Origin of the sequence: Aestuariivirga sp., assembly GCF_047600585.1 — a bacterium.
In the GTDB taxonomy this organism is placed as follows: domain Bacteria; phylum Pseudomonadota; class Alphaproteobacteria; order Rhizobiales; family Aestuariivirgaceae; genus Aestuariivirga.
Genome location: NZ_JASGKP010000001.1, coordinates 2,321,040 through 2,343,337 on the forward strand (window position 1 = coordinate 2,321,040; position 22,298 = coordinate 2,343,337).

A 22,298-nucleotide genomic window follows, 5' to 3' on the forward strand; every position below is an offset into this window, starting at 1 on the left:
GCTGTGCATCCCCCGCACAAATCCGTACATATCCGCACATGGCCACCGGACGCAAGGAAGCGGGGGCAATTTCCGGCAGAAGAAAGAAACTCTTCACGTTGGCGGCGCAGCCGCAATCCCCATAGATGGGATGTCCGAGGGAGCTCAACTCGGAGGAACGAAAAGTGCAGAGCCATTCGCTTCCCGGCAGCGCAGAAAGCCGGATCAAATCCCAAATCGACCGCGTCGTGGCGTGGTTCCTGTTCCTGGTGATGGCCCTGGTGGCCTTCGCGGGAGCGGCAGGAGCGGCCACATTGGCGGCTTTCGTCACCCCCAACGACATGACCAGCGGCAGCCTGCTGCTCAAGTCGAAGGAGGGCAAGTATCTCGAAGCGCCGCGCCTGGGCGCCGACTATTCCGTCACCGTGTCCGGCCCTACCGGCCGTACCGTTCTCACCCAGCGCTTCACCAACCCGGCCGATGGCTGGGTGGAGGGCGTCTATGTCTTTCCGCTGCCGGAAAGTGCGGCGGTCGATACGCTCAAGATCGTCTCGGGCAACCGGGTGATCGTGGGCGAGGTCCGCGAGAAGCAGGAAGCCAAGGTGATCTACGAGGAGGCAAAGCGCGCCGGCCAGACCGCCTCGCTCCTCGAGCAGGAACGCCCCAACATCTTCACCAACTCGGTCGCCAACATCGGGCCGCATGAAACCGTGGTGGTGCAGATCGAGTATCAGGAGACCATCCACCAGTCGAACGGCACCTATTCGCTCCGCCTGCCGCTGGTGGTGGCGCCGCGTTACAACCCTTCGCCCATCGTGCAGACGGTGGATTTCAACGCCAACGGCTATGGCATTGCGGTGAACGATCCGGTGCCGGACCGTGACCGCATCTCGCCGCCCGTGCTCGACCCCCGCAAGAATGATCCCGTCAACCCCGTGACGATCAGCGTCGATCTCTCGGCCGGCTTCACCCTGGCCGATGTGACGAGCCATCATCACAGCGTGAAAATGGAGACCATCGACGACACGCACCGCAAGCTCGTGCTTGACGGCGCCGACGTCCCCGCCGACCGCGACTTCGAACTGACGTGGACGGCCAAGGGCACCGCCCCGCAGGTCGGCCTCTTCCGCGAAACGATCCAGGGCAAGGACTATCTCCTCGCCTCGGTCACGCCGCCGTCGGTGCCCGCCACGGGCCCGGTGAAGCCGCGTGAAACCGTCTTCGTCATCGACAACTCGGGTTCGATGGATGGCCCCTCCATGCAGCAGGCCAAGGATGCCCTGCTTCAGGGCCTCGACACGCTGAAGCCGCAGGACCACTTCAACATCGTGCGCTTCGACGACACCTATGACGTGCTGTTCAACGGTGCCGTTCCGGCCAACAAGGAATATCTCGACCAGGCCCGCGCCTTCGTCTCGGCGCTGCAGGCAAACGGCGGCACGGAAATGGTGCCGGCGCTGAAGGCCGCGCTCATCGACGCACATCCGCAGGATGCCGGCACGCTCCGCCAGGTGGTGTTCATCACCGACGGCGCCATCGGCAACGAGCAGGAACTCTTCGCCACCATCGGCCAGGGCCGTGGCCGCAGCCGCATCTTCATGGTGGGCATCGGCTCCGCACCCAACACCTACCTGATGACCCGTGCGGCTGAGATGGGCCGCGGCACCTTCACCCTCATCAGCGAGGTGGATCAGGTGAAGTCGCGCATGGAAGAGCTGTTCAACAAGATCGGCCAGCCGGTCGTGACCGGCCTCACCGCCACGCTCGACGGCTCGTCCGCCGTGCTTTCCCCTTCGCAGCTGCCGGACCTCTATCGCGGTGAGCCCGTGCTGATGATGGCGGAAGCAACAGCGCTCAAGGGCACGCTGAAGGTCGATGGGATGATCGGCGACACGCCGTGGAGCGTCTCGCTGCCGGTTACTGCCGCAGCGCAGGGCAAGGGCATTTCCAAGCTCTGGGCGCATCGCAAGGTGGCCGAGATCGAAACCGCCGCGACGCTGAACCAGATCAGCACCGAAGAGGCGAACAAGCAGGTGCTGGCGGTTGCCCTCGCACACCAGATCGTCTCTTCGCAGACGAGCCTGATCGCCGTCGACAAGTCGCCGAAGCGTCCGGCCAACATGCCACTCACCCGTGCCGATGTTCCGCTGAACCTGCCCGCCGGCTGGAACTTCGAGAAGGTGTTCGGCAAGGATGTGCCCGCCCCGCTGCCCGGCCCTGCCCGTGAACGCGATGCCGCTGCCGATCCTTACGTGCAGCTCGCCGTGGCCACGGCCCCCGTGACGGCCAATGCCCCGCAGCAGGTCGCCCTGCCGCAGACGGCGACGCCCGCCGGCCTCCTCGCCATCGTCGGTGCCCTCCTCGCCATGATCGCGCTCGCCTTCCGGCTGCTCGCCATGGCGCTCACCCCGAAGCAGGCCTGAGACCATGCTCTCGCTCACAACACACTCGCGCGCGCCCGAAACGGGACCTGCACTGCCCAGCGGGCGCGCGCGGAAGGATGGACCGGCAAACCCCCGCCGCCGGTCCATCCTCAACCTCCTCTCCGTTCTCTGCATCGCAGGAGCTGTGGCCATGCTGGGCAAGTCGAGCTGGATCATGCTGAAGGCCGAGGTGAGCCAGGTGCTGCTCGCCCGCGCCTTCACCCAGACGGTGGCGACGGGGCATCCGGTGAAGCCGTGGAGCTGGGCCGACACATGGCCCGTGGCCGAGATCCGCATCCCGCGGATCAACGCGAGCGCCATCGTGCTCAACGGTGCAACGACGGAGTTGCTGGCCTTCGGGCCGGCACACGTGACCGAGACGCCCGAGCCCGGCGAGCGCGGCACGAGCGTCATCGCCGCCCACCGCGACACGCACTTCGCCTTCCTCAAGGAGGTGCAGATGGGCGACCTCATCACCGTGACACGAAGCGACGGCCTCACCTTCCGTTACGCGGTGACGGGGATGCGGGTCGCCGACTGGAACAAGAGCGGCATCGACGCCCATGCGCCCGGCCACCGGCTCGCGCTCACCACCTGCTTTCCGTTCGGCAGCGTGGTGCACGGGCCCCGGCGCTACATCGTCGAAGCCGTGATGGTGAAATGATCAACCGAGGGGAACATTGAGATGCCGCTGTTCAAGGATACGCTCCGCTGGTCGCTGCCGCTCTTCTGGTCGGCAATCGCCTTCGCCGCCTTCTTCACCTTCCGGGTAATGGATGCGGGTGGCGATGCAACGCTGGCGCTCCTGCCGCTCGGCTGGGCCGCAGCGGTGCTGGCCGCGCTCACCGCTCTCCTCAATCTGCTCTGGGCCAATGAAACGGAAAGCGCGTGAGTCAGCGCGCCTTCACGGGCTGCTTCGGTTTGCGCTTCGCTTTCGGGAGTTTCCACAAGTGGTCGATCAGTTCCTCGACCGTGATGCCTTCTTCCGTATAGGCCTCGCCCGCAACGCTGATGCCTGCCTGCTCCACCGTGTCGGGCGTGCCGGAGACGAGCGGATGCCACCAGGGCAAGGTCTTGCCTTCATCGAGCAGGCGATAGGCACAGGTTTCCGGCAGCCAGCCGAGGTGGCGGACATTGCGGGCAGTGAGCGTCACGCAGTCGGGCACCCGCTTCGCCCGGTTGGGATAGTCGGTGCAGCGGCAGGTGTTGACGTCAAGAAGCTTGCAGGCGGCGCGGGTGTAGAGGAACTCGCCTGTATCTTCGTCCTCGAGCTTGTTGAGGCAGCAGCGGCCGCAACCGTCGCACAGGCTTTCCCATTCCGCGCGGGTCATCTTGTCGAGCGTCTTGGTTTTCCAGAAGGGCTCCGTCATGGAGCCTTTGCTAGAGCTAGCGCGTGGCGATTGCAACCGCAGCCCCGCACATGGCGGTGGCGCTGGCGCGGTTCGCCACCTTCACGGCCTTCGGGCTGCGGAGCCAGCCCCGCGCCCAGGAGGCGGCGAACGCCCAGGCGAGATCGACCGTCATCATCACCAGCACCGCGGTGAAGACGAGCTCGGCGAGGCCCAGCGTTGTGACGGCATGAAGATCGATCAGCGAGGGCAGCAGCGCCAGATAGAAGACCATGATCTTCGGGTTTCCGAGGGTGAGCGCCATGCCGGTGAGGAACAGCCGTACGGGAGAATCATTCTCCGGCACATCCCCTGCCCGCACATCGGTCGGCGCCGTCCACATCTTCCAGGCGAGGAAGAGGAGATAGGCCACGCCCGCGTACTTGATGAGCGAGAAGAGCAGGTAGAATTTCTGCGCGATCACGCCGAGGCCCAGCACGGCGGCCACGAGCCACAGTGCCTCGCCGATCCACATGGCGGCGAGGAAGGGCAGAACGCTCCCCAGCCCCTTGTTGATCACCCGCGCCACCAGTGCTGCAATCGAGGGGCCGGGCGAGCCCGCGTTCACGAAAAGTGCCGCAGCGAAGAGGCCAAGTGCAGTCAGTTCCATCCAGGCGATTCCTCAGGTCATGAGCACACAGGGATGGCACGGCGTGCCCTGCCGGGGGAAGGCCACGATTGCGCCCCTCAGGTGGTCCACTTTGCCGGAACTAAGCAACTGGAATGGCGGCGTTTTCCGATCTGCGCTGGCGCGCTTGCAACCCCGGCCTGCGCCACAAATCGGCCACCGCCTGCCATCATCTTCACAACTTCGTGCTGCTTCGGCCTTCATGTCTTGCGGACCACAAACCAACCCATTATTCCGTTGCCATTGCAGGTGTGACTCTTGGCCAAACTGCCGACCCGTTTCATGATTATCCGCACGATGTGGAAAGGCGACGCTGCCTTCTCCAGCACCATGTTCGAGATTTGGGACGGCCTGAAGCGCGCGGGCTCTGCCTATTCCTCTTTCCTCTACCGCTACTTCAAGGTTCCGCGCCTGCTGCGCCCGGTGATCGACATCATCGACGACATGGCGACCTTCGGCACCGTGATCGCCTTCGGCCTTCTCGCCTATGCGCTGCCGCCCTTCTCCGGCACCGGTGACTGGTGGAACCGCGGCCGCGAATATGCCGTCACCTTCACGGATTCGAATGGCGAGGTGGTGGGCCAGCGCGGCATCCGCCAGGACGACGCCATTCCCCTCGACGAGATTCCACCGCACCTGATCAAGGCCGTGCTCGCGACAGAGGACGCGCGCTTCTTCGATCACTTCGGCGTCGACGTCTTCGGCACGCTGCGCGCCATCGTGCGTAACGCCCGCGCCGACGGCGTGAAGCAAGGTGGTTCGTCAATCACCCAGCAGGTGGCGAAGAACCTCTTCCTCTCGCCCGAGCGCACCATCCGCCGTAAAGTGAACGAGGCCTTCCTCTCGCTGTGGATCGAGGCCCGCCTCAGCAAGGAACAGATCCTCAAGCTCTATCTCGACCGCTCCTACCTCGGCGGCGGTTCCTACGGCGTGGAGGCGGCATCGCAATTCTATTTCGGCAAGTCGGTGCGCGACATCGATCTTGTGGAAGCGGCAACTCTTGCCGGCCTCTTCAAGGCGCCCACAAGCTACGCGCCCCACGCCAATCCGGAAGCCTCGCGCGCCCGCACCAACGTGGTGCTCTACCGCATGCTGGATGCGGGCTTCATCACCCAGGGCGAATTGCTGAAGGCCAGGCGCGAAACGCCCACCATCATTGCCAAGCGCGGCGGCGCGGCGCCTGACTGGTTCCTCGACTGGGCCTATGACGACACGATGGCCGTGCTGCAGGAGCACCGCCTGACCAATGAATACGTGATCGAGGTGAAGACAACGATCGACCGCAAGCTTCAGGACGAAAGCCAGAAGGTCATCAACGAATTCATCGCCAACGAAGGCCAGGCCGGGCGCTTTACGCAGGGCGCTTCCGTCACCATGGCGCCGGACGGCGCGGTGCGCGCCATCATCGGCGGGCGCGACTATGACGAAAGCCAGTTCAACCGCGCCACATCAGCGAAGCGGCAGACAGGCTCCGCCTTCAAGCCCTTCGTCTATCTCACCGCGCTGATGGAAGGCTACAAGCCGGACGACCCCATCGTTGACGGTCCGGTGTCGATCGGCGGTTGGTCGCCGCGCAACTACAAGGGCGGCTGGGTTGGGCGCACCACGCTGAAGACAGCACTTGCCCACTCCTACAATTCCGTTCCGGTGAAACTCTCGATCGTGACGGGGCGCCCCGCCATCATCAAGACGGCCCATGACGCCGGCATCACCGAAGAACTCGAAACCTGGCCGCCCATGGTGCTGGGGACGAGCGCCCTCACCCTGCTCGACCTGACCTCCGGCTACGCCACCTTTGCGGCGGGCGGCAAGCAGGCCAAGCCCTATTCGGTGCTCGAAATCCGCAGGCCCACGGGCGAGATCATCTACAGCCGCGCGCGCAGCGGCGTCGATGCCAAGCAGACCCTGCCCTACGACAAGGTGGCCGACCTCAATTCGATGATGGCCGCGGTCGTCAAGGAAGGCACGGCAAAGAAGGCCGATCTCCTGACCGAGCCTCAGGCCGGCAAGACCGGCACGAACCAGAGCTATCGCGATGCCTGGTATGTCGGCTTCACTGCCCACAACGTGACCGGTGTGTGGGTCGGCAACGACGACTTCACGCCGATGAACAACATCACCGGCGGCGCCATCCCTGCCCCCATCTGGAAGCGCATCATGGAAGTGGCCGATGCCGGCAAGCGCCCGACGGGCATTCCCGGCGTGCCGCTCGATGCCTCATTCGTTCAGGTGGCGCCCACCGAAGTGGACGCCGAACAGGCGCCCGTCGTGGAAGAAACGCCAGATGCCACGCCCGAGTCGCAGCCTGACCAGCCGGACGAGGTGCGCGACGTCCTGAACGGCATGTTCACACTGTTCGAAAAGCAGAAGTCCGTGACCGGCGAGCCGCTGACAGCCGCCCAGGCGGACGACGGCTCCCTGCAGCCTGCCAAGGCGGCGACAACGCCCAAGCTGCCAAAGCCCAAGCCAAAGGCGGCGGACGACCAAAAATCCCTGTTTGACAAGCTGTTCAAGCGCAAGAATCAGGGCGACAAGAAAGAGAAAAAGAAATTCCTGTTGGATTTCTGAAGTTCAGTTGAACGCGCCACGCCGGACAGTGTATCTGACTGAGTAATGCGCGGATTTCTCCATATGCTGTTTGCGATCATTGCCGGTGTCGCCGCGGGCTGGATCAGCGCCGTCAGCATGATCGAGAATTACGGCTTCGAGGCCGCCCCCGGGCAGGCGCAGTGGAAGGAACGGCGCAATGCCTCCGACCACCCGGCAGCACCCTATGCCTTCGGTTACTTCATCAATCAGGGAAAGGTGCCGCCCCCCCTCACCTCGCGGCACTTCGTGCGCAGCACCGATGACGACGGCAACCAAATCCGCACCACCTGTCTCTACGAGGTCTCCGGCCCCATGCCGGCGGCGCGCCGCTGGTCCATGGCGGTGACGGGCGCGGATGGCGTCGCCGCCACGCTGGGTGCAGGCGAAGCAGTCTACGAGCCCGATGGCAGCCTGCGCGTCTATCTCTCCTCCCAGCCGGTGCCGGGCAACCGCCTGACGTTGCCGCCCGGCGGCACGCCGCTGGTCTCGCTTACCATTCACGACCCGCAGGACACGAGCAAGCCGCTGCCGCTGCCCGGCGTCAAACTGGTGAGGTGCTGAGGTGGGACGCTTCTATTGGTTCCTGCTCTTCCTCGCCTCGGCCATCGCCACGCATGCGGCCTACGTGCTGTATTATCCGGGCTACAATTTCGACAGCAAGCTCGAGGCCGCCGTCGGCCCAGACAGCCGCAACAAGATGCTGATGCTGACGCCGGCGCAGGTGGCGCGGCTCTTCCCGGCCTATGCGACCTCCGACATCGTGGCCATGTGCCGCTATGATCTCACCAACGGCCCGATGCAGATCGCAGCCAAGCTGCCGCGCGGCTACTGGACCTTCTCGATCTTCACGGTGAAGGGCCGCCAGGTCTATTCGCTCACCGATGCGCAGGCGGGCGAGAACAGCTTCACCGTCGACCTGTTGCAGGCGCCCGATATCATTGCCCAGCTCAAGGGCGCGCTCGATGAAGGCGGCGAAGCAGAAGCGATCAATGATGTGGGCTGGAAGGTGGAGACGCCGGATGCGCGCGGCATTGCGGTGATCTGGGTTCCGGTGGCGGATCCGATCTTCCGCCCGACGACGCTTGCCGCAGTGCAGAGCACCACCTGCGAACCGTCAAAGAAGAAATAGTCCGAAGCTGATCCTACTTGGCGGCGCGGCCGCGGGCGAATTTGTGGCCCATGGGGCTGTGGGGTTCGGTGGGCTCGAAAATGTCGTCGTCCTCGCCATGAAGGCGTTCGAATCGCACACCCGGGAAAATGATGATCTTGGCGCTGCCGCCCTCCGGCAGCACCGCCTTCCTGTCCCTCGGACGCAATCTGAATTCCAGAACCGACGACATGACGAGAAGCCTCATTCCCCAGGTTGATTGGTCACCCAGAGGCCGATTAAGGCCAGTCATGGTTAACAAATGGCTAAGGTCTCAGCTTTCCACCGTGAGTCCGGCAAGCCCGGTGCGATCCTCGACTTCGATGAGCCAAAGGTCGGGATCGGAACGTTTCCGCTTCTCCATCCGGGCGGAAACCTCGGCCCACGGCACAGGTGACGGAAAATCCCGGATGAATCGCCGTTCGCCCGCCTCGTCGTAAGCCGCACCCGGGGCCGGTGACAGCAGGTCATGCCCGCCATCGAGGTGATTGATCACAATATAGAGGGCGCCCGCTTCTTCCGCGCCGCGGGTGATCACACTGCCGAACTGGCCGTTCACTTCACAGCGGCGGAGAAAGGCCTGCACCCAGATTTCGGTCTTGAGTTGGAGACTCACCTTCCGGGCCTCACTGCACCGAGGCGGTGCGTGCGGCCTCGGCCACCTTCAGGGCGGCCAGCAGTTCCCGGGTGAGCTCGCCATCCATGGAGAGCCCGAAGTCGAGTTCGAACTTGAGGATGGCGGCGCGGGTTTCATCATCGAGCGTGCCGGTGACAACGGGCACATCATAGCCCAGGCGGCGCAGCTTCATCTGCGCATCGCGGATGCGGGCGATGCCTTGCGGCTTCGCGGCCTGCGGCTTGGCAATTTGCGGTTTCACGGCCTGCAGCGGCGGATCAGGCTCCACGACCACATCCTCAGGTGCAGGCCCTTCCGGCACCTGCGTTGCCGCCGGCGTGACCGAGCCGGTGAATTCAGAAGCCGCAGCCACCTTGCGGGTGTAGCGGATATGCTCGATCAAGGCGCGGGTCACCTCTCCCGTTACCGGAAGCTGGTTGTCCTGCTGGTAGCTCTTGATCGCAATCGATGTCTGCTTGCCGGCCACACCATCGACGAGACCGCGATAGTGCCCAGTGGCAAGAAGCTCGCGCTGCACGTCCTCGACGAGCGGATCATACTTGATGGTGATGCTGGTGGAGGGCTTGGCGGGTGCGGGCACTTCCACATAGGTGGTGGCGCCTTTGGGAACGCGGGTGACGAAGCGGCTGACGTGGCCTTCCTCGTGCACGCCGTAGAAGGCGTTCCAGACGATCATTCCGCCCAGTGCCACGGCAAAGACAGACAGTGCAGCGGCACCGGGCGATACTCCGCCCTCGTGCTCATCCAGCACTTCACGACCCCTGGCTTTGGAAGAACGACCCATACTCAACTCACTGAACCGGCCTTCAGTCTGCCCAATTCTGGTTAACGCAGGCTTATGCCAAGGCATCTTTCCCCGGGGTTTCCCCCACTTCCCGGGGCGATCAAGGTGAACAGGGCGTTAACGCAATTCAGACGTTTTGATTCAAATTCCCGCGCAAGGGTTCAAAAGACCGCAAGAGGGATTTGCTAGACATCTCCCTGCCGGAACACCTGCACCTGAAGACGGGCGTCCGGCACAGGGGTCGTATCAACGGGGTCACAGATGGGGATCTTGAGAAAAGCTTTCATTCTTGGCGCAGTGGTTCTCGCCCTGCCCAATCCGCCGGCGTCGGAAACGCCGGATGGCGTGGTCCCCCCCACCACCAGCACGTTCGCCTATGTCGCCGCGGCTTCGGAAGCCTTTGCCGACGTGCGCTCCTTCTGCGAGCGCCGCCCGGAGGTTTGCACCGTGGCCGGACAGGTCGCCGCCAACCTCGAGGTGAAAGCGAAGTACGGTGCACGGCTGGTGTACGAGTGGGCCGACAGCGGCGCTGCGATCCGCGCTGGCGCCCGCGCGAAGGCCGAGGGCGAGGACATCGCCACGGCCGCTGCGTCTGCCAACGACATGGCCAACGCCGACCCGATGCCGACCGCCACAACCGTGGTGAAGAAGCAGGCCAAGCCGGAAAAGCCCGCGAGCCGCCCGCTCACCATGGAAGACCTGATCCAGCAGTAACGGGCCCTGCCCCGCACATCTCCGGCCCTCCTCCGCCAAGGGTTGATCGGCGGCGGGAAATGGCTATGTGAACCGCAGGATGACCACCACCCTTGAAACCCTCTTCGACGACTTCTCGGTCCTGGACGACTGGGAGGACCGCTATCGCTATGTGATCGATCTGGGCAAGGCGCTGCCCGACATGGATGCCGCGCTGAAGACGCCGGCCACCAAGGTGAACGGCTGCGCCAGCCAGGTGTGGATCCACTCGCGCGTCGAGAGCCGCGATGGCATCAAGTATCTCGCCTTCAGCGGCGACAGCGATGCCCTGATCGTCAAGGGACTGATCGCCATCGCCTTCATGATCTTTGCGCCGAAGCCCGTGGCAGAAATCGGCAGTGTCGATGCGCAGGCGATCTTCGCCCAGCTCGGCCTCAGGGAACACCTGACACCGCAGCGCTCGAACGGGCTTGCCTCGATGGTGGCGCGCATCAAGGCTGATGCTGCGCGGGCGCTTCAGGAGGCCTGACCGGGCCTGCTGCCCGCCGCCGGAATGTGCGGCCGGTAATCGGACACGGCCCAGTGGCCGATGCGGGCGGGGCCTGCATGCTTCAGTTGCGGCTTCAATCCGTAGTGACGCGCCAACCGCGTGAGGGCAAGCATCAGGATGGCGCGGGCCGAACGCTTCGGCAATTCAAGCTGGCGTTCCGCCTCTTCCAGCCCCCGCGTCAGGCAGCAGACCTGGAGAAGAAGACCGGAGAGCTCCGGCCCCACCGCCTCAAGCGCCACATGCAGGCGCTGCCGTGCCGCCAGCGCTTCGTCGCTGAGGCGGGTCACCGCATTGTCGCTCATCTGCCAGTGGCGGCTGCCGCTTGTCACGGTGGGATCGTAGGAGGCGGTGAGGCGCGGCGCGAGGTGGGCGCGCTCGTAATCACGGCGCAGGCGCTCCGCCGCCGTCAGCAGTTCGGGATCGAGCGGGCCCAGCCGCTGCAGCGGACTTTCATCCCCGTTGCGGACGGCGCGGATCGCCGATGCAGCGGGGCGGAACAGGCCGTCGTCTCCGGCTACCAATGCGCCAGCCGATATCAGCGCGGCAATCACGGCGGAGGATTTGAGCGGCAGGGCACGTTGGCCGCTGCCGTCGGGCGAGAGAAGGTGCCAGCGCCCGTTCCGCTGCAGCAAGGCCCCCTCGCCCGCGCGCAGGCGCTTGATCAATGTCTTTGCGGGGGACAGGCGCTGCGGTGTGCGGCGGTCACGATCACTCATTCTCTCTCACTCCATCATCAGGAGCGGAGAGTGTCATATCCTATCATAGGAATCAATACCTGATGCCTCAGGCGATCGCCGCCATCTCCAGATCTTCATCGAGGCGGTCACTCGCCGACATGAAGTAATCGAAGCAGAGCACCATGCCCACCGCGCGGTTGGCGTGGCGGAGCGGCAGGCGCAACCAGTATTGCACCATGTGTTCCTTGTGGAGGCGCGGGCCCTTGACCACACCCTGGGTGGGCAGGCCATCGGTAATGGTGCGCTCGAAGGCGGCGTACCAGTAGTCGCGCTTCTCACCCCAGTCGAGATCGTCGAGCTTCAGCCCGGTGATTTCGCGATCGTAGATTTCGCGCAACCGCGTTCCCGCAAGCCGCACGCGAGAGGTGCCGATCGTGTCGCGCACCTCGATGAGGCTGATGCCCGAGAGCATCCGGGGAATTTCGCCGGGGACAATGTCCGCACGGCAAGGCATTCCGGAAGAACCCGCTTTTGCCAGCCAATAATCGTAAAGTTGGCGTTGCTCAGGCACAACAAGTTGCGCCCTGAACGCCTTACCGTCCTGACCCCAATCCACTGCCGCCCCTTACATATTCGAATCGGTCGTCCCACCGATTCCCCACTGTATGAATCGGCGACTCGTGATCCGCAAGAGTCAGGTTGCAGGAGGGAGAATTTATTTCTTTTTCTTGCTCTTGCGGCCAAGGCCCATGGACTTGGCGAGCTTGGAGCGGGTCTCGGCATAGCGCGGAGCGACCATCGGATAGTCGGCCGGCAGGCCCCACTTGGCACGATACTGTTCCGGCGTGAGGCTGTACTTCACGCGCAGATGGCGCTTCAGCGACTTGAAGCGCTTCCCGTCTTCAAGGCAGATCAGATAGTCCGGGAACACCGACTTCTTGATGTTCGATTTCTGCGGCTTCAGGTCCGGCACAGAGGCCAGAGGGGCGCCGGAGCCCACCGTCTGCAGCGCTGCGTGCACGTCGGCAACGAGGCGCGCAACATCGCCGCGCGGAACTTCATTGCGGGATACATAGGCGGCGACGATTTGTGCTGTGAGCGCAAGTATTGGAGAGTCGGACATATAAAAATGGTTCCCAGTGAGCAGTGTTGCGCTTACGCCTTCACACCGGTCCGGGCAATACACTTATGTGCAATACTGCAACCTTAGGTTTATTTAGTGAATTGGCGCGTAAGGGCCTGATTTGCGCACGGCCCAATCCCAATAAGTGAGAAGAATACGGGCTTTGTTGAGCGACAATGTGTCGAACATCGACTGCAACTCGCTGACATCGCGCTCGCCATCAAGTAGCGGAACTTCACCCTTCTTGAGGGCAGGCAGCAGGTCGCCGACATTGGCGCGGGGGAAGCCCGCGGCCTTCAGCATGACCACCAGGGCCTCGCCCTGCCGGTCGAGCAGAATGCGGTGAATGGCCATGGAATCAACGCGTAATGCATCGCCCAGCTTGATCGCGGCGGTCTCGCTGCGGCCGCGGCAGGCAAGTTCGAGATACTCCATCACATCGCCCGGGCTGGGGAGATGGAGGTCTTCCTTGCCCTCTTCGCCGCTCTGCGACGACAGGGTGATGCGGAGGATTTTCGTGAGTGTTTCCGAATCCGTCAGGAAGCGGTGAAGCAGATAACGGCGAAGCTGGGCCGGCGCTGGCCAGAACAATTCGAAGGCGTGCGGTGCACCAAGGTCGCCGCGCGTCGAAAGTGGAGCCATCAATTCTTCGTGTTTGGCCGCCTGTTCGATGAGGTTGTTGAAGCCTGCGTGGGAAATGTCGGCGTTGGCATTGCGCACCAGGGTGAGCAGCACGGAAGGATCATGGGTGGCGATCAGCTTGTCGCTGATCGCACGCGAGAGCCGGCGGCGGCGCGCCACCATGCGGCGCTTGCCCGGATTGTCCTCAGCCACCACGATCGCCAGGTCCTGGTCGGTGATATGCATGCAGTCTTCCAGCAAGGGGCCGGAAACTTCGACGCGATCGTCGCGGATCAGCTTGGCCACGAGAAGCTGCGGCGGGTTGTCCATCATCGCCAGACGCTGGGCCATCATCGCCAGCGGCTTCAGCGCCAGCTTCGGCAGGAGGCGGAGAAGCGTGTCGGCGGCAAGGGCGCGCTCATGCGGCAGGCCGGAACTTGCACCCGAAGCCATCATGTCGAGAAGCGAGCGGGCAAGCTCCGCCGTCTCGAGCTGTTCGGTCTCGGTGAAATCGGTGACGAGCGGCGCGGGCTCGGAACTGTCAGCTGCATTTGCCACTGCGGCGCCTTCGATGCGCGACAGGTCATGTTCCGGCGGCACCTCGGCCGGCGGCAGCGCGATATCCATGGCGGCCGTGTATTCGGCTGCTTCGCGCAGGAATTCGGCGCGTTCTTCGAGGGACGGCGTGGCCAAGACCTGACGCCAGACATTCTCGATGTCGAGCTGATGCAGGCGTTCGCTGGCGAGTTCGCGCATGCGCTCCTGCACGTCTTCCATGCTGGGCGGTGCAACGGTGACCTTCTCGCCGTTCTCCTCGATCACCATCACCGGTGGCGGCGGAGGCGGAGGCGGCGGAAGAATTTCAGGAAGCACGATCTGCGGAACGACGGGCTTCGTCTCGGCGGCGAGAATGCGGGCGAGCGGCGAGATCGGCTGGGGTGGTGCTACGGGCGCGACGACATGAGTATCGGCGAAATGCGAGACCGGCTCATAGGCGGGCGGCGCCGGCGTGAACACGGGCGCTGGCGCAGGTGCCGGTTCCGGCACCGGATCGGCAAAGAGCGAGGTGAAATCCGGCGTGTCTTCGGGTTCGGGCGCAGGTTCGGCCACAGGTTCAGACTGGGCAGCCGTCTGGGTGAGCGCCTTGAAGGCCTCGAGCACGGGATCGGGCAGTTCGGCGGCAGCCGGAGCGGCGGCGTGAAGCGGTTCTTCCGCATCCTCCGGCAGTGCATCGTGGAAGGTTTCAGGCGCCGGGATGTAGTCCGGGATCACCGGGTGGGCTTCAGCCTCAACCGGGTGTGGTTCTGCAAATACGGGCTCTGCGAATGCAGGCTCCGGGGCAACCACGGGCGTAATGTGCAGGTCGGGCACAACCACGTCGGGCGCAAAGGCGGCAACCGGCGAAACGGGCGTACCCGCGGAAACGACGGGCGCGAGCTGTGGTGCCGGAGCGGAAACAGGTGCTGAAACGGGTGCGGCCGGCTTCTTCAACCGGTCGGCAAGGGCGCGGAACCGGTCCGCACCAATACGGGGCCGGGATGCGCCAGCGAGGGCTGCTGAAGAGGCAGCGCTGCCCTGCTCACTTATGCCCGATTGTTCCGTCATCTCACCCAAAACTGTTGTGACCCCAATGCTGTCATGACGGAGACAGCTTCAAACTTACTTAATCGGCCCGGCGCGGCCCCCCGAACATGGTTAAGGTTTGAGGTTATGGTAAACGCTTGGTAAATTCTGTGTCATTCCGCCAGGATGGCGCTGACGGGAGGCCCGCCCGCCACTACATGGGGCTCCGGAGGTACAAGATGAGCAAGATCAACAAGTCCGACGCCGAATGGAGGGCCCAGTTGTCGCCAGAGGCCTATCGCGTGGCCCGCCAGCATGGCACCGAGCGCGCCTTCACCAGCCCGCTCAACGAGGAAAAGCGGGACGGCATGTTCACCTGCGTCTGCTGCGGCAAGGAGCTGTTCGCCTCGGATGCGAAGTTCGACTCCGGCACCGGCTGGCCGAGCTTCTTCGAGCCCGTGGCCAAAGAAGCCGTGGGCACCCAGGAAGACCGCGCCTTTTTCATGCGCCGCACCGAAGTGCATTGCGCCGATTGCAACGCGCACCTCGGCCATGTCTTTCCCGATGGTCCCCGACCGACGGGATTGCGCTATTGCATCAATGGCGTAGCGCTCGATTTCAAACCTGAAAGCAAAGAATGACTCAAACCGTTTCGTCTCCGCCCCGGGCGGAAAAGCGTCCCCATTCCGAGACGTGGCACGGCCACACCAAGTCCGATCCCTACAAATGGCTGAAGGCCGAGAACTGGCAGGCAGTGATGCAGGACCCTGCTCTGCTGCCGGCCGACATCCGTGCCTATCTCGAAGCGGAAAACGCCTACACCAAGTCCGAGATGGCGGAGACGGAAACGCTGCAGGAGCAGCTCTTTGCGGAACTGAAGGGGCGCATCAAGGAGGACGACCAGTCGGTGCCGGCCCCCGATGGCCCCTACATCTATTTCCAATCCTATCTGACCGGCGCGCAATATCCGCTGCTCAAGCGGCAGCTCAAGGCAGGCGGTGCGGAGGAGTTGCTCTTCGACTGCAACGAACTCGCCAAGGACAAACCCTATTTCAGCTTGGGCGGCGTGGCGCGAAACCCCGATCATACACTTGCGGCCTGGTCGCAGGACGACAAGGGCTCGGAGTTCTATGAACTCCGGGTGCGCGACTTCGCCACCGGCAAGGACCTGCCCGACCTGATCGAGAATACCAGCGGCGGCGCCACATGGTCCGCCGACGGGCAATATCTTTTCTACACGATCCAGGACGAGCATCACCGGCCGCTCAAGAGCTACCGCCACAAGCTTGGGACAGCGCAGAGCGACGACGTGCTGATCTTCGAGGAGAAGGACACCGGCAAGTTCACCGGCCTCGGCCCCACCCATTCCGACCGCTACATCATCGTCAGCGTGCATGACCATGACACATCCGAATGCTGGGTGATCGATGCGGAGAAGCCGCTGGAGCTGCCGCGCCTCGTGGCGGAGCGCGTCGAGGGCATCGAATACGACATCGAACATCACGGCGAGCAGTTCATCATCAAGACGAACATCGATAATGCCGAAGACTACAAGATCGTGACGGCACCCGTGTCGGATCCCTCGCCGAAGAACTGGTCGGATCTGGTGCCGCACCGGCCCGGCATCTTCATCGTCTCCTACACCGTGTTCAAGAACTGGATGGTGCGGCTCGAGCGCGAGAACGCTCTTCCCCGCTTCGTGGTGCGCAACATGACGACGGGCGAGGAACACGCCATCGCCTTCGCCGAGGAAGCCTATTCGCTCGCCTTCGGCGACATGCGCGAATACGACACCGATACGCTGCGCTTCATCTATTCCTCGCCGACCACGCCCTCGCAGGTGTTCGACTACGACATGAACACGCGCGAACGCGTGCTGCGGAAGACGCAGGAAGTGCCCTCGGGCCATGATCCGTCAGCCTATGTGGCGCGGCGCTTGCTGGCGCCCTCGCATGACGGCGAAGAGATTCCGGTGACGCTTCTCTATCGAAAGGATGCGAAGCTCGATGGCTCGGCCCCGCTCTGGCTCTATGGCTACGGCTCCTACGGCATCTCCATGCCGTCATCCTTCAACACCAACATTCTCTCGCTCGTAAACCGCGGCTTCATCTATGCCACTGCGCATATCCGCGGCGGGCAGGAAAAGGGGCGCCGCTGGTACAAGACCGGCAAGCTCGACAAGAAGGTGAACAGCTTCCGCGATTTCATCTCGGTGGGCGAGTTCCTAGTGAAGCAGCGCTTCACGAGCAAGGGCAACATCGTGGCGCAGGGCGGCAGCGCCGGCGGGCTTCTGATGGGTGCGGTGGCCAACATGGCGCCTGACCTCTTCAAGGGCATCGTCGCCGAGGTGCCCTTCGTCGATGCACTCACCACCATGCTCGACGACACGCTGCCCCTCACCCCGCCGGAATGGCCGGAATGGGGCAACCCCATCGAGGACAAGCACGCCTACGAGACCATCGCCTCTTACGCACCTTACGAGAACGTGCGGAAGCAGGCCTATCCGCACATCTTCGCCATCGGCGGCCTCACCGATCCGCGCGTGACCTATTGGGAACCAGCGAAATGGGTGGCGCGGCTGCGCGACGAGAACACCTCGGACAATCTGCTGCTGCTGAAGATCAACATGGGGGCGGGACACGGCGGCGCCTCGGGCCGCTTCAACCGCCTCAAGGAAGTGGCGGAGGTCTACGCCTTCGGCCTCAAGGTGACGGGGAAGATCAATGCTGCTTGATGCGTCCAAGGCCTCGCTTCTGGTGATCGACATTCAGGAGCGCCTGCTGCCGGCCATGGCGGAGCCGGAGCGGGTGACCGCAAAGACCGGCATCCTGCTCACGGCGGCACGGGAACTGGGGCTGCCGATCACCATTTCCGAACAATATCCGAAGGGCCTCGGTCGTACCGTTCCGGCGCTCGCCGCCAATGATGCTGTGGTGTTCGAGAAGACCGCCTTCTCCTGCTGGCGCGATGCTGAGATGAAGAAGCACTTCATCAAGTTGCACGAAAGCGGGCGGCCTCTTGTGGTGGTGGCGGGAATCGAGTCGCATGTCTGCGTGCTGCAGACCTGTGTCGACCTCTACAATTCCGGCTTCGGCGTCTTCGCCGTGACCGATGCCATGTCGTCGCGCCAACCTGCCGCAGCGGAGCTGGCCTACACCCGCCTCGGCCTCATGGGCGTGGAGGTGGTGAACACCGAGATGGCGCTGTTCGAACTCCTTGAAAAAGCAGGCACGCCGCAGTTCAAGGCGCTCTCGCCCCTCATCCGCTGAGTGCGCTTTTGCGCAAGTCTTCATTCCTTTCGCCGATTTGACTTTGGCAAAGGGGGCGGCTTCAATGCCGCCACAGTCAATTTCATGGGAAAATCATGGCCAAGACAGCCGACTTCAACTGGGAAGACCCCCTCGATCTCGAAAGCCTGCTGAGCGAAGACGAACGCATGATCCGCGACAGCGCGCGGGCCTTCGCACAGGACAAGCTGATGCCGCGTGTCAAATCCGCCTTCCGCGAGGAACGCTTCGACCGCGAGATCATGAACGAGCTTGGCGAGATGGGCTTCCTCGGGGTGATGACGTCGGATGAATACGGCGGCTCAGGCCTCGGCTACGTTGCCTATGGCCTCGTGGCACGGGAAGTGGAGCGCGTCGATTCCGGTTACCGCTCGGCAATGAGCGTGCAGAACTCGCTCGTCATGCATCCGATCGAGGAATTCGGCAGCGACGAGCAGAAGAAAAAGTATCTGCCCCGCCTTGCCACGGGCGAAATCATCGGCTGCTTCGGCCTGACCGAGCCCGATGCCGGCTCCGATCCGGGCGGGATGAAGACCCGTGCGGCCAAGGTGCAGGGCGGCTACGTGCTGAACGGCGCCAAGATGTGGATCACCAATTCGCCGATCTCCGACATCGCCGTGGTCTGGGCGAAGGATGATGCGGGCGATATCCGCGGTTTCATCGTCGAGCGCGGCATGAAAGGATTCTCCACGCCCGAGATCAAGGGCAAGGTGTCGTTGCGGGCCTCGATCACAGGCGAGATCGTGCTCAACAATGTCGAAGTATCTGAGGATGCCATGCTGCCCAAGGCCAAGGGCCTGAGCGGCCCCTTCTCCTGCCTCAACAAGGCGCGCTTCGGCATTGCCTGGGGTGTGATGGGTGCGGCGGAGGACTGCTGGCACAGGGCGCGGCAATACACGCTTGACCGCAAGCAGTTCGGCAAGCCGCTCGCCGCCAACCAGCTGGTGCAGAAGAAGCTTGCCGACATGCAGACGGAAATCGCGCTCGGCCTTCATGCGTGTCTTTCGCTTGGCCGAGGACTTGAGCGTGGCAGCGTGGCGCCGCCTGCCATTTCGCTGATGAAGCGCAACAACTGCGGCAAGTCGCTCGACATCGCCCGCATGGCGCGTGACATGCACGGCGGCAACGGCATCTCGGAAGAGTATCACGTGATCCGCCACATGGTGAACCTCGAGACGGTGAACACCTACGAAGGCACCCACGACGTTCACGCGCTGATCCTGGGCCGTGCGCAGACGGGCATTCAGGCGTTCATGTAGTTTCTTTCCGTCATTCCATGCGAGCGATGCGGCACGCGTCGGGAGACATGGAACCCCGCTTTGCCTTGCGAGAAGCTGGGTTCCATCTCGCGCAGCACTGGCGTGCTGCTTGGATGGAATGACGACGGGGGCTTACCTGAAATACACCCACACCGGATTGTTGGGATCGAAGAGCAGCTTCGCCGCCATCGCAAGACACACGACCACCAGCAGGGGCCGGATGATGCGCGCGCCATTCCTGATTGCGACGTGGGCGCCGGCATAGGCACCGATCACTTGCGCCACGCCCATGACGAGGCCGACGATCCACACGATCTTGGCGGTGAAGAGAAACATCACCAGTGCGGCGACGTTCGAGGTGAAGTTGAAGAGCTTGGTGCGGGCCGTGGCCTCGACGACGCCGAGCCCGAACACCGAGACCAGCGCCAGCATGAAGAAGGATCCCGTGCCCGGCCCGAAGAAGCCGTCATAGAAGCCGACAGCGGGTGCGAGGCCGAAGGAGAAGGCCGCCATGGGCAGAATCGGCTCCGAGGCCTCATCGGTGAGGCGCGGTGACAGTGCGAAGTAGAGCGCCACGGCCAGCAGCAGTACCGGCATGATGATCGAGAGCAGCGCCTTGGGTGCCGCCGAGACCATCAGCACGCCGACGCCAGCGCCGAGGAACACCAGCAGCACGGTGCGCCAGTGCTGCTCCGGCTTGAGCAGGCCCTTCTTCCAGAAGGTGAAGGTGGCCGAGGCCGTGCCGAAGGTACCCTGCAGCTTGTTGGTGGCGAGCGCCGAGAGCGGATCAAGCCCTGCAAGCAGCAGCGAGGGCAGCGCCAGCATGCCGCCGCCTCCTGCGATTGAATCGATGAAGCCGGCGACCAGGCCGACGAGGCCCAGCAGGAGAAGCGTTGTGATGTCGACGTCCATGCCGGACTATGTATCGGATTGCAGTCCGGCAATCACCATCCGACTTATGGCCTCGATAGCCTGATCGGGATCGATGTTGGGCGGGGCGGCATTGTCGAGCAGCAGCATCGCGAGCCCGTGGCAGGAGGACCAGAGGTGGAGCGAGCCATAGACGGCTCGCTGAGGGCCGACGGCGGCCGTCACTTCGCGCTCGAGCTGGTTCCAGGCTGCGAAGGCCGCTTCCATGGAGTGCGGCGTGCGCTCCACCCCGGCGCGCTTGCCGAACATCAGGCCATAGGTGCCGCGGTTCGCCTCGGCAAAACGGAGATAGGCCCGGCCCATGGCCAGAAGCCGGGCGGACGGCGACTGGTCGTAGCTGCGGTTGGCCGCCTCATCGAGGGCGGCGACGAAACGCTCGAAACCCCGCCCCACCAGCTCGCCATAGAGCTGGCCCACGGTGGCGAAGTGGTGCCGGGGTGCCGCATGGGACACCCCTGCCCGGCGGGCGATTTCGCGGAGCGACACCTCTTCCAGCGGCAATTCGGCCAGGGCCTCCTCCGCCGCATTCAGAAGGGATTCGCGCAAGTGCCCGTGGTGATAGGCTTTTTGAGGTGCTTCAGCCATGGCAGCAGGATATTCGAGTCGCATAATCTTGACAACGTAAAAATATCTTGACGGCGTAAACATTCTCCGTCATATCTGCCGTCATCAAACACCGCGGCCGGGGAATCCGCGTTTCGAGGAGAGTGCAGATCATGACAGCCGAGCAGGTCTTTGCCATCGCCAGCACAACCGCACTCGCGGGCTGGGTGGTTCTGGGTTTTGCCGTGTTGCGCCAGAACGCTTTCCTGCGGGACGAGATTGCCGGGCGCTGGTGGCCCCTCGCCTTTGCGGCGCTCTACACGGTGCTGATCGTCTTCTTCTTCCGCGCGGCCCCGGGCGGCCTCGATACCCTCGCCAATGTGCAAGCCCTCTTCACCTCGCCCTGGGCCGCTTTGGCGGGCTGGGTGCACTACCTCGCCTTCGACCTTTTCATCGGCGCGCTGATCGCGCGCCGGGCCATGGAGCGCGGCCTCCCCCGCCTCACCCTCGTGGTGCTGCTGCCGGCCACCTTCCTGTTCGGCCCGATCGGGCTGCTGCTATCTGAAATCACCGCCCTGCTGCTTCACCGGGAGAAAACATCATGAGTGCTGCCGTCACGTCGTCCACCGCGCTTCCGCAGTCCGCGTCCGGCCTCGGCGATACCCGCCTCGCCCGTTTCCTGCGCGACAGTGCCGATGGGTCCCCCCGTCTTGCGCTTCATGCCGCGCTGATGTTCGCGGGCTTCGCTGTCGTCTTCCTGCTCATGCAGGTGGATGAGCGCATGCTCGCCGGCGCCAATGTCTGGCACAAGCCGGCGAAGTTCTTCTTCTCCGTGGGCACACAGTTCATCACCATTGCCTGGGCGTTGTCGCTGGTGCCGGTGGCCCTCAGGACGCTCCGGTCGGTCAGGTGGGCTGTGAACGCAATGATCATCGCGGGATGGGGCGAGATGGCCTACATCGTTTTCCGCGCGGCCCGCGGCGAGGCCTCACACTTCAACCAGGAGACTCTCTTCGCGCAAGCCGCTTACGCACTAATGGGCATGGGCGCGCTACTCATGATGCTGACCGCCGGCTGGATCGGCTTCGTGATCTGGCGCAATCGCGGCAGCGACCTGTGGCGCGAGGCGGCGGGCCTGGGCCTGATGCTCTCCACCGTGCTGGTCATACCGGTCGCCTTCTACCTCGGCGGCCACGTGGGCGGACACTGGGTGGGTGGCCAGCCGACCGATGCCAACGGCCTTCCCGTCTTCCTCTGGTCAACGACGGGTGGCGACCTCCGCATTCCGCACTTCGCCGCCTCCCATGCCATGCAGGCCGTGCCCTTTGCGGCACTTTCGGGCCGCCGGAGCGTTGTCTTTCTCATAGCCTTGGCCATGGCCCTCGTCACCGCGGCGCTGTTTGCCCAGGCCGTGATGGGCATCCCCTTGTTCAGGCTGTGATTTGGCTCTGCGGGAGGTGAATCGTCTGTTCCTTGC

25 protein-coding genes are annotated in these 22,298 nt (G+C 63.8%); 14 read left to right on the forward strand and 11 right to left on the reverse strand.

All coding sequences use genetic code 11. The features are described from left to right. Nucleotides 1–125 precede the first annotated feature (125 nt). From QM801_RS11500 to QM801_RS11510, 3 genes are read left to right on the forward strand one after another with little or no spacing between them, the layout of a single operon-like run. Nucleotides 126–2,402, forward strand: a complete 2,277-nt coding sequence (locus tag QM801_RS11500) for a marine proteobacterial sortase target protein (RefSeq protein WP_415019346.1) — start codon at nucleotides 126–128, stop codon at nucleotides 2,400–2,402. A gap of 4 nt (nucleotides 2,403–2,406) precedes the next feature. After that, nucleotides 2,407–3,066, forward strand: coding sequence for a class GN sortase (locus tag QM801_RS11505; RefSeq protein WP_415019347.1), 660 nt, complete (start codon nucleotides 2,407–2,409; stop codon nucleotides 3,064–3,066). Nucleotides 3,067–3,087: 21 nt separating this feature from the next. Then, nucleotides 3,088–3,294, forward strand: a complete 207-nt coding sequence (locus QM801_RS11510; protein ID WP_415019348.1) for a hypothetical protein — start codon at nucleotides 3,088–3,090, stop codon at nucleotides 3,292–3,294. Nucleotide 3,295: 1 nt separating this feature from the next. Here the strand turns inward: QM801_RS11510 and QM801_RS11515 are convergent, their stop codons facing one another. Further along, nucleotides 3,296–3,772 (reverse strand): YcgN family cysteine cluster protein, encoded by a 477-nt coding sequence (locus QM801_RS11515; RefSeq protein WP_415019349.1) that lies wholly within the window; start codon nucleotides 3,770–3,772, stop codon nucleotides 3,296–3,298. Nucleotides 3,773–3,788: 16 nt separating this feature from the next. Further along, nucleotides 3,789–4,400: a LysE family translocator gene (locus QM801_RS11520; RefSeq protein ID WP_415019350.1), complete on the reverse strand. Its 612-nt coding sequence runs from the start codon at nucleotides 4,398–4,400 to the stop codon at nucleotides 3,789–3,791. Between the two features lie 300 nt (nucleotides 4,401–4,700). Here QM801_RS11520 and QM801_RS11525 point away from each other — a divergent pair, with 300 nt between their 5' ends. From QM801_RS11525 to QM801_RS11535, 3 genes are all read left to right on the forward strand, one after another. Further along, nucleotides 4,701–6,986: a transglycosylase domain-containing protein gene (locus tag QM801_RS11525; protein WP_415019351.1), complete on the forward strand. Its 2,286-nt coding sequence runs from the start codon at nucleotides 4,701–4,703 to the stop codon at nucleotides 6,984–6,986. Nucleotides 6,987–7,049: 63 nt separating this feature from the next. Beyond that, entirely contained in the window at nucleotides 7,050–7,568 is a 519-nt protein-coding gene (locus QM801_RS11530; RefSeq protein WP_415019352.1) for a DUF1214 domain-containing protein, read from the forward strand. A 1-nt stretch (nucleotide 7,569) separates the two neighbouring features. Next, nucleotides 7,570–8,136 (forward strand): hypothetical protein, encoded by a 567-nt coding sequence (locus QM801_RS11535; protein WP_415019353.1) that lies wholly within the window; start codon nucleotides 7,570–7,572, stop codon nucleotides 8,134–8,136. Between the two features lie 13 nt (nucleotides 8,137–8,149). Here the strand turns inward: QM801_RS11535 and QM801_RS11540 are convergent, their stop codons facing one another. The 3 genes from QM801_RS11540 to QM801_RS11550 form a co-directional block, all read right to left on the reverse strand. Continuing rightward, nucleotides 8,150–8,347: a hypothetical protein gene (locus QM801_RS11540; RefSeq protein WP_415019354.1), complete on the reverse strand. Its 198-nt coding sequence runs from the start codon at nucleotides 8,345–8,347 to the stop codon at nucleotides 8,150–8,152. An 81-nt stretch (nucleotides 8,348–8,428) separates the two neighbouring features. Beyond that, nucleotides 8,429–8,770, reverse strand: a complete 342-nt coding sequence (locus QM801_RS11545; RefSeq protein ID WP_415019355.1) for a DUF1491 family protein — start codon at nucleotides 8,768–8,770, stop codon at nucleotides 8,429–8,431. Between the two features lie 10 nt (nucleotides 8,771–8,780). Further along, nucleotides 8,781–9,542, reverse strand: a complete 762-nt coding sequence (locus QM801_RS11550) for a peptidoglycan-binding domain-containing protein (protein WP_415019356.1) — start codon at nucleotides 9,540–9,542, stop codon at nucleotides 8,781–8,783. A 303-nt stretch (nucleotides 9,543–9,845) separates the two neighbouring features. Here QM801_RS11550 and QM801_RS11555 point away from each other — a divergent pair, with 303 nt between their 5' ends. Both QM801_RS11555 and QM801_RS11560 read left to right on the forward strand, forming a co-directional pair. Next, nucleotides 9,846–10,289 carry a DUF5330 domain-containing protein gene (locus tag QM801_RS11555; RefSeq protein WP_415019357.1) on the forward strand — a complete coding sequence of 148 codons (444 nt, stop codon included), beginning with the start codon at nucleotides 9,846–9,848 and terminating at the stop codon, nucleotides 10,287–10,289. 79 nt (nucleotides 10,290–10,368) lie between these two features. Next, on the forward strand, nucleotides 10,369–10,797 hold the full coding sequence (locus tag QM801_RS11560; protein ID WP_415019358.1) for a SufE family protein: 429 nt from the start codon (nucleotides 10,369–10,371) through the stop codon (nucleotides 10,795–10,797). On the opposite strand, the gene QM801_RS11565 is transcribed toward QM801_RS11560, so the two are convergent. From QM801_RS11565 to QM801_RS11580, 4 genes are all read right to left on the reverse strand, one after another. Next, the gene (locus QM801_RS11565; protein ID WP_415019359.1) at nucleotides 10,785–11,534 is read right to left on the reverse strand and encodes a DUF6456 domain-containing protein; all 750 of its coding nucleotides are present in this window, start codon (nucleotides 11,532–11,534) and stop codon (nucleotides 10,785–10,787) included. The two genes, QM801_RS11560 and QM801_RS11565, sit on opposite strands and share 13 nt — an antisense overlap. A 67-nt stretch (nucleotides 11,535–11,601) precedes the next feature. Then, complete coding sequence (locus tag QM801_RS11570; RefSeq protein WP_415019360.1) at nucleotides 11,602–12,111, reverse strand: PAS domain-containing protein; 510 nt, start codon at nucleotides 12,109–12,111, stop codon at nucleotides 11,602–11,604. Between the two features lie 99 nt (nucleotides 12,112–12,210). Continuing rightward, a complete protein-coding gene (locus QM801_RS11575) occupies nucleotides 12,211–12,618 on the reverse strand; it encodes a MucR family transcriptional regulator (RefSeq protein WP_415019361.1) in 408 nt (135 codons plus the stop codon). 93 nt (nucleotides 12,619–12,711) lie between these two features. Beyond that, a complete protein-coding gene (locus QM801_RS11580; protein ID WP_415019362.1) occupies nucleotides 12,712–14,844 on the reverse strand; it encodes a DUF2336 domain-containing protein in 2,133 nt (710 codons plus the stop codon). Nucleotides 14,845–15,041: 197 nt separating this feature from the next. On the opposite strand from QM801_RS11580, the gene msrB reads away from it, so the two are divergent. From msrB to QM801_RS11600, 4 genes are all read left to right on the forward strand, one after another. Further along, complete coding sequence (gene msrB / locus QM801_RS11585) at nucleotides 15,042–15,443, forward strand: peptide-methionine (R)-S-oxide reductase MsrB (RefSeq protein WP_415019363.1); 402 nt, start codon at nucleotides 15,042–15,044, stop codon at nucleotides 15,441–15,443. Further along, complete coding sequence (locus QM801_RS11590; protein WP_415019364.1) at nucleotides 15,440–17,536, forward strand: S9 family peptidase; 2,097 nt, start codon at nucleotides 15,440–15,442, stop codon at nucleotides 17,534–17,536. Before msrB ends, QM801_RS11590 begins: the two co-directional genes overlap by 4 nt. Then, a complete protein-coding gene (locus tag QM801_RS11595; RefSeq protein ID WP_415019365.1) occupies nucleotides 17,526–18,071 on the forward strand; it encodes an isochorismatase family protein in 546 nt (181 codons plus the stop codon). Before QM801_RS11590 ends, QM801_RS11595 begins: the two co-directional genes overlap by 11 nt. 95 nt (nucleotides 18,072–18,166) lie before the next feature. Then, nucleotides 18,167–19,348: an acyl-CoA dehydrogenase gene (locus tag QM801_RS11600; protein ID WP_415019366.1), complete on the forward strand. Its 1,182-nt coding sequence runs from the start codon at nucleotides 18,167–18,169 to the stop codon at nucleotides 19,346–19,348. Nucleotides 19,349–19,480: 132 nt separating this feature from the next. Here QM801_RS11600 and QM801_RS11605 read toward each other — a convergent pair whose 3' ends face one another. Continuing rightward, the gene (locus tag QM801_RS11605) at nucleotides 19,481–20,260 is read right to left on the reverse strand and encodes a TSUP family transporter (protein ID WP_415019367.1); all 780 of its coding nucleotides are present in this window, start codon (nucleotides 20,258–20,260) and stop codon (nucleotides 19,481–19,483) included. A 6-nt stretch (nucleotides 20,261–20,266) separates the two neighbouring features. Then, on the reverse strand, nucleotides 20,267–20,863 hold the full coding sequence (locus QM801_RS11610; RefSeq protein WP_415019368.1) for a TetR/AcrR family transcriptional regulator: 597 nt from the start codon (nucleotides 20,861–20,863) through the stop codon (nucleotides 20,267–20,269). Between the two features lie 131 nt (nucleotides 20,864–20,994). On the opposite strand from QM801_RS11610, the gene QM801_RS11615 reads away from it, so the two are divergent. Both QM801_RS11615 and QM801_RS11620 read left to right on the forward strand, forming a co-directional pair. Next, nucleotides 20,995–21,426: an ABA4-like family protein gene (locus QM801_RS11615; protein ID WP_415019369.1), complete on the forward strand. Its 432-nt coding sequence runs from the start codon at nucleotides 20,995–20,997 to the stop codon at nucleotides 21,424–21,426. After that, the gene (locus tag QM801_RS11620; RefSeq protein ID WP_415019370.1) at nucleotides 21,423–22,262 is read left to right on the forward strand and encodes a hypothetical protein; all 840 of its coding nucleotides are present in this window, start codon (nucleotides 21,423–21,425) and stop codon (nucleotides 22,260–22,262) included. The genes QM801_RS11615 and QM801_RS11620 overlap by 4 nt, the downstream gene beginning before the upstream one ends. Nucleotides 22,263–22,298 lie beyond the last annotated feature (36 nt).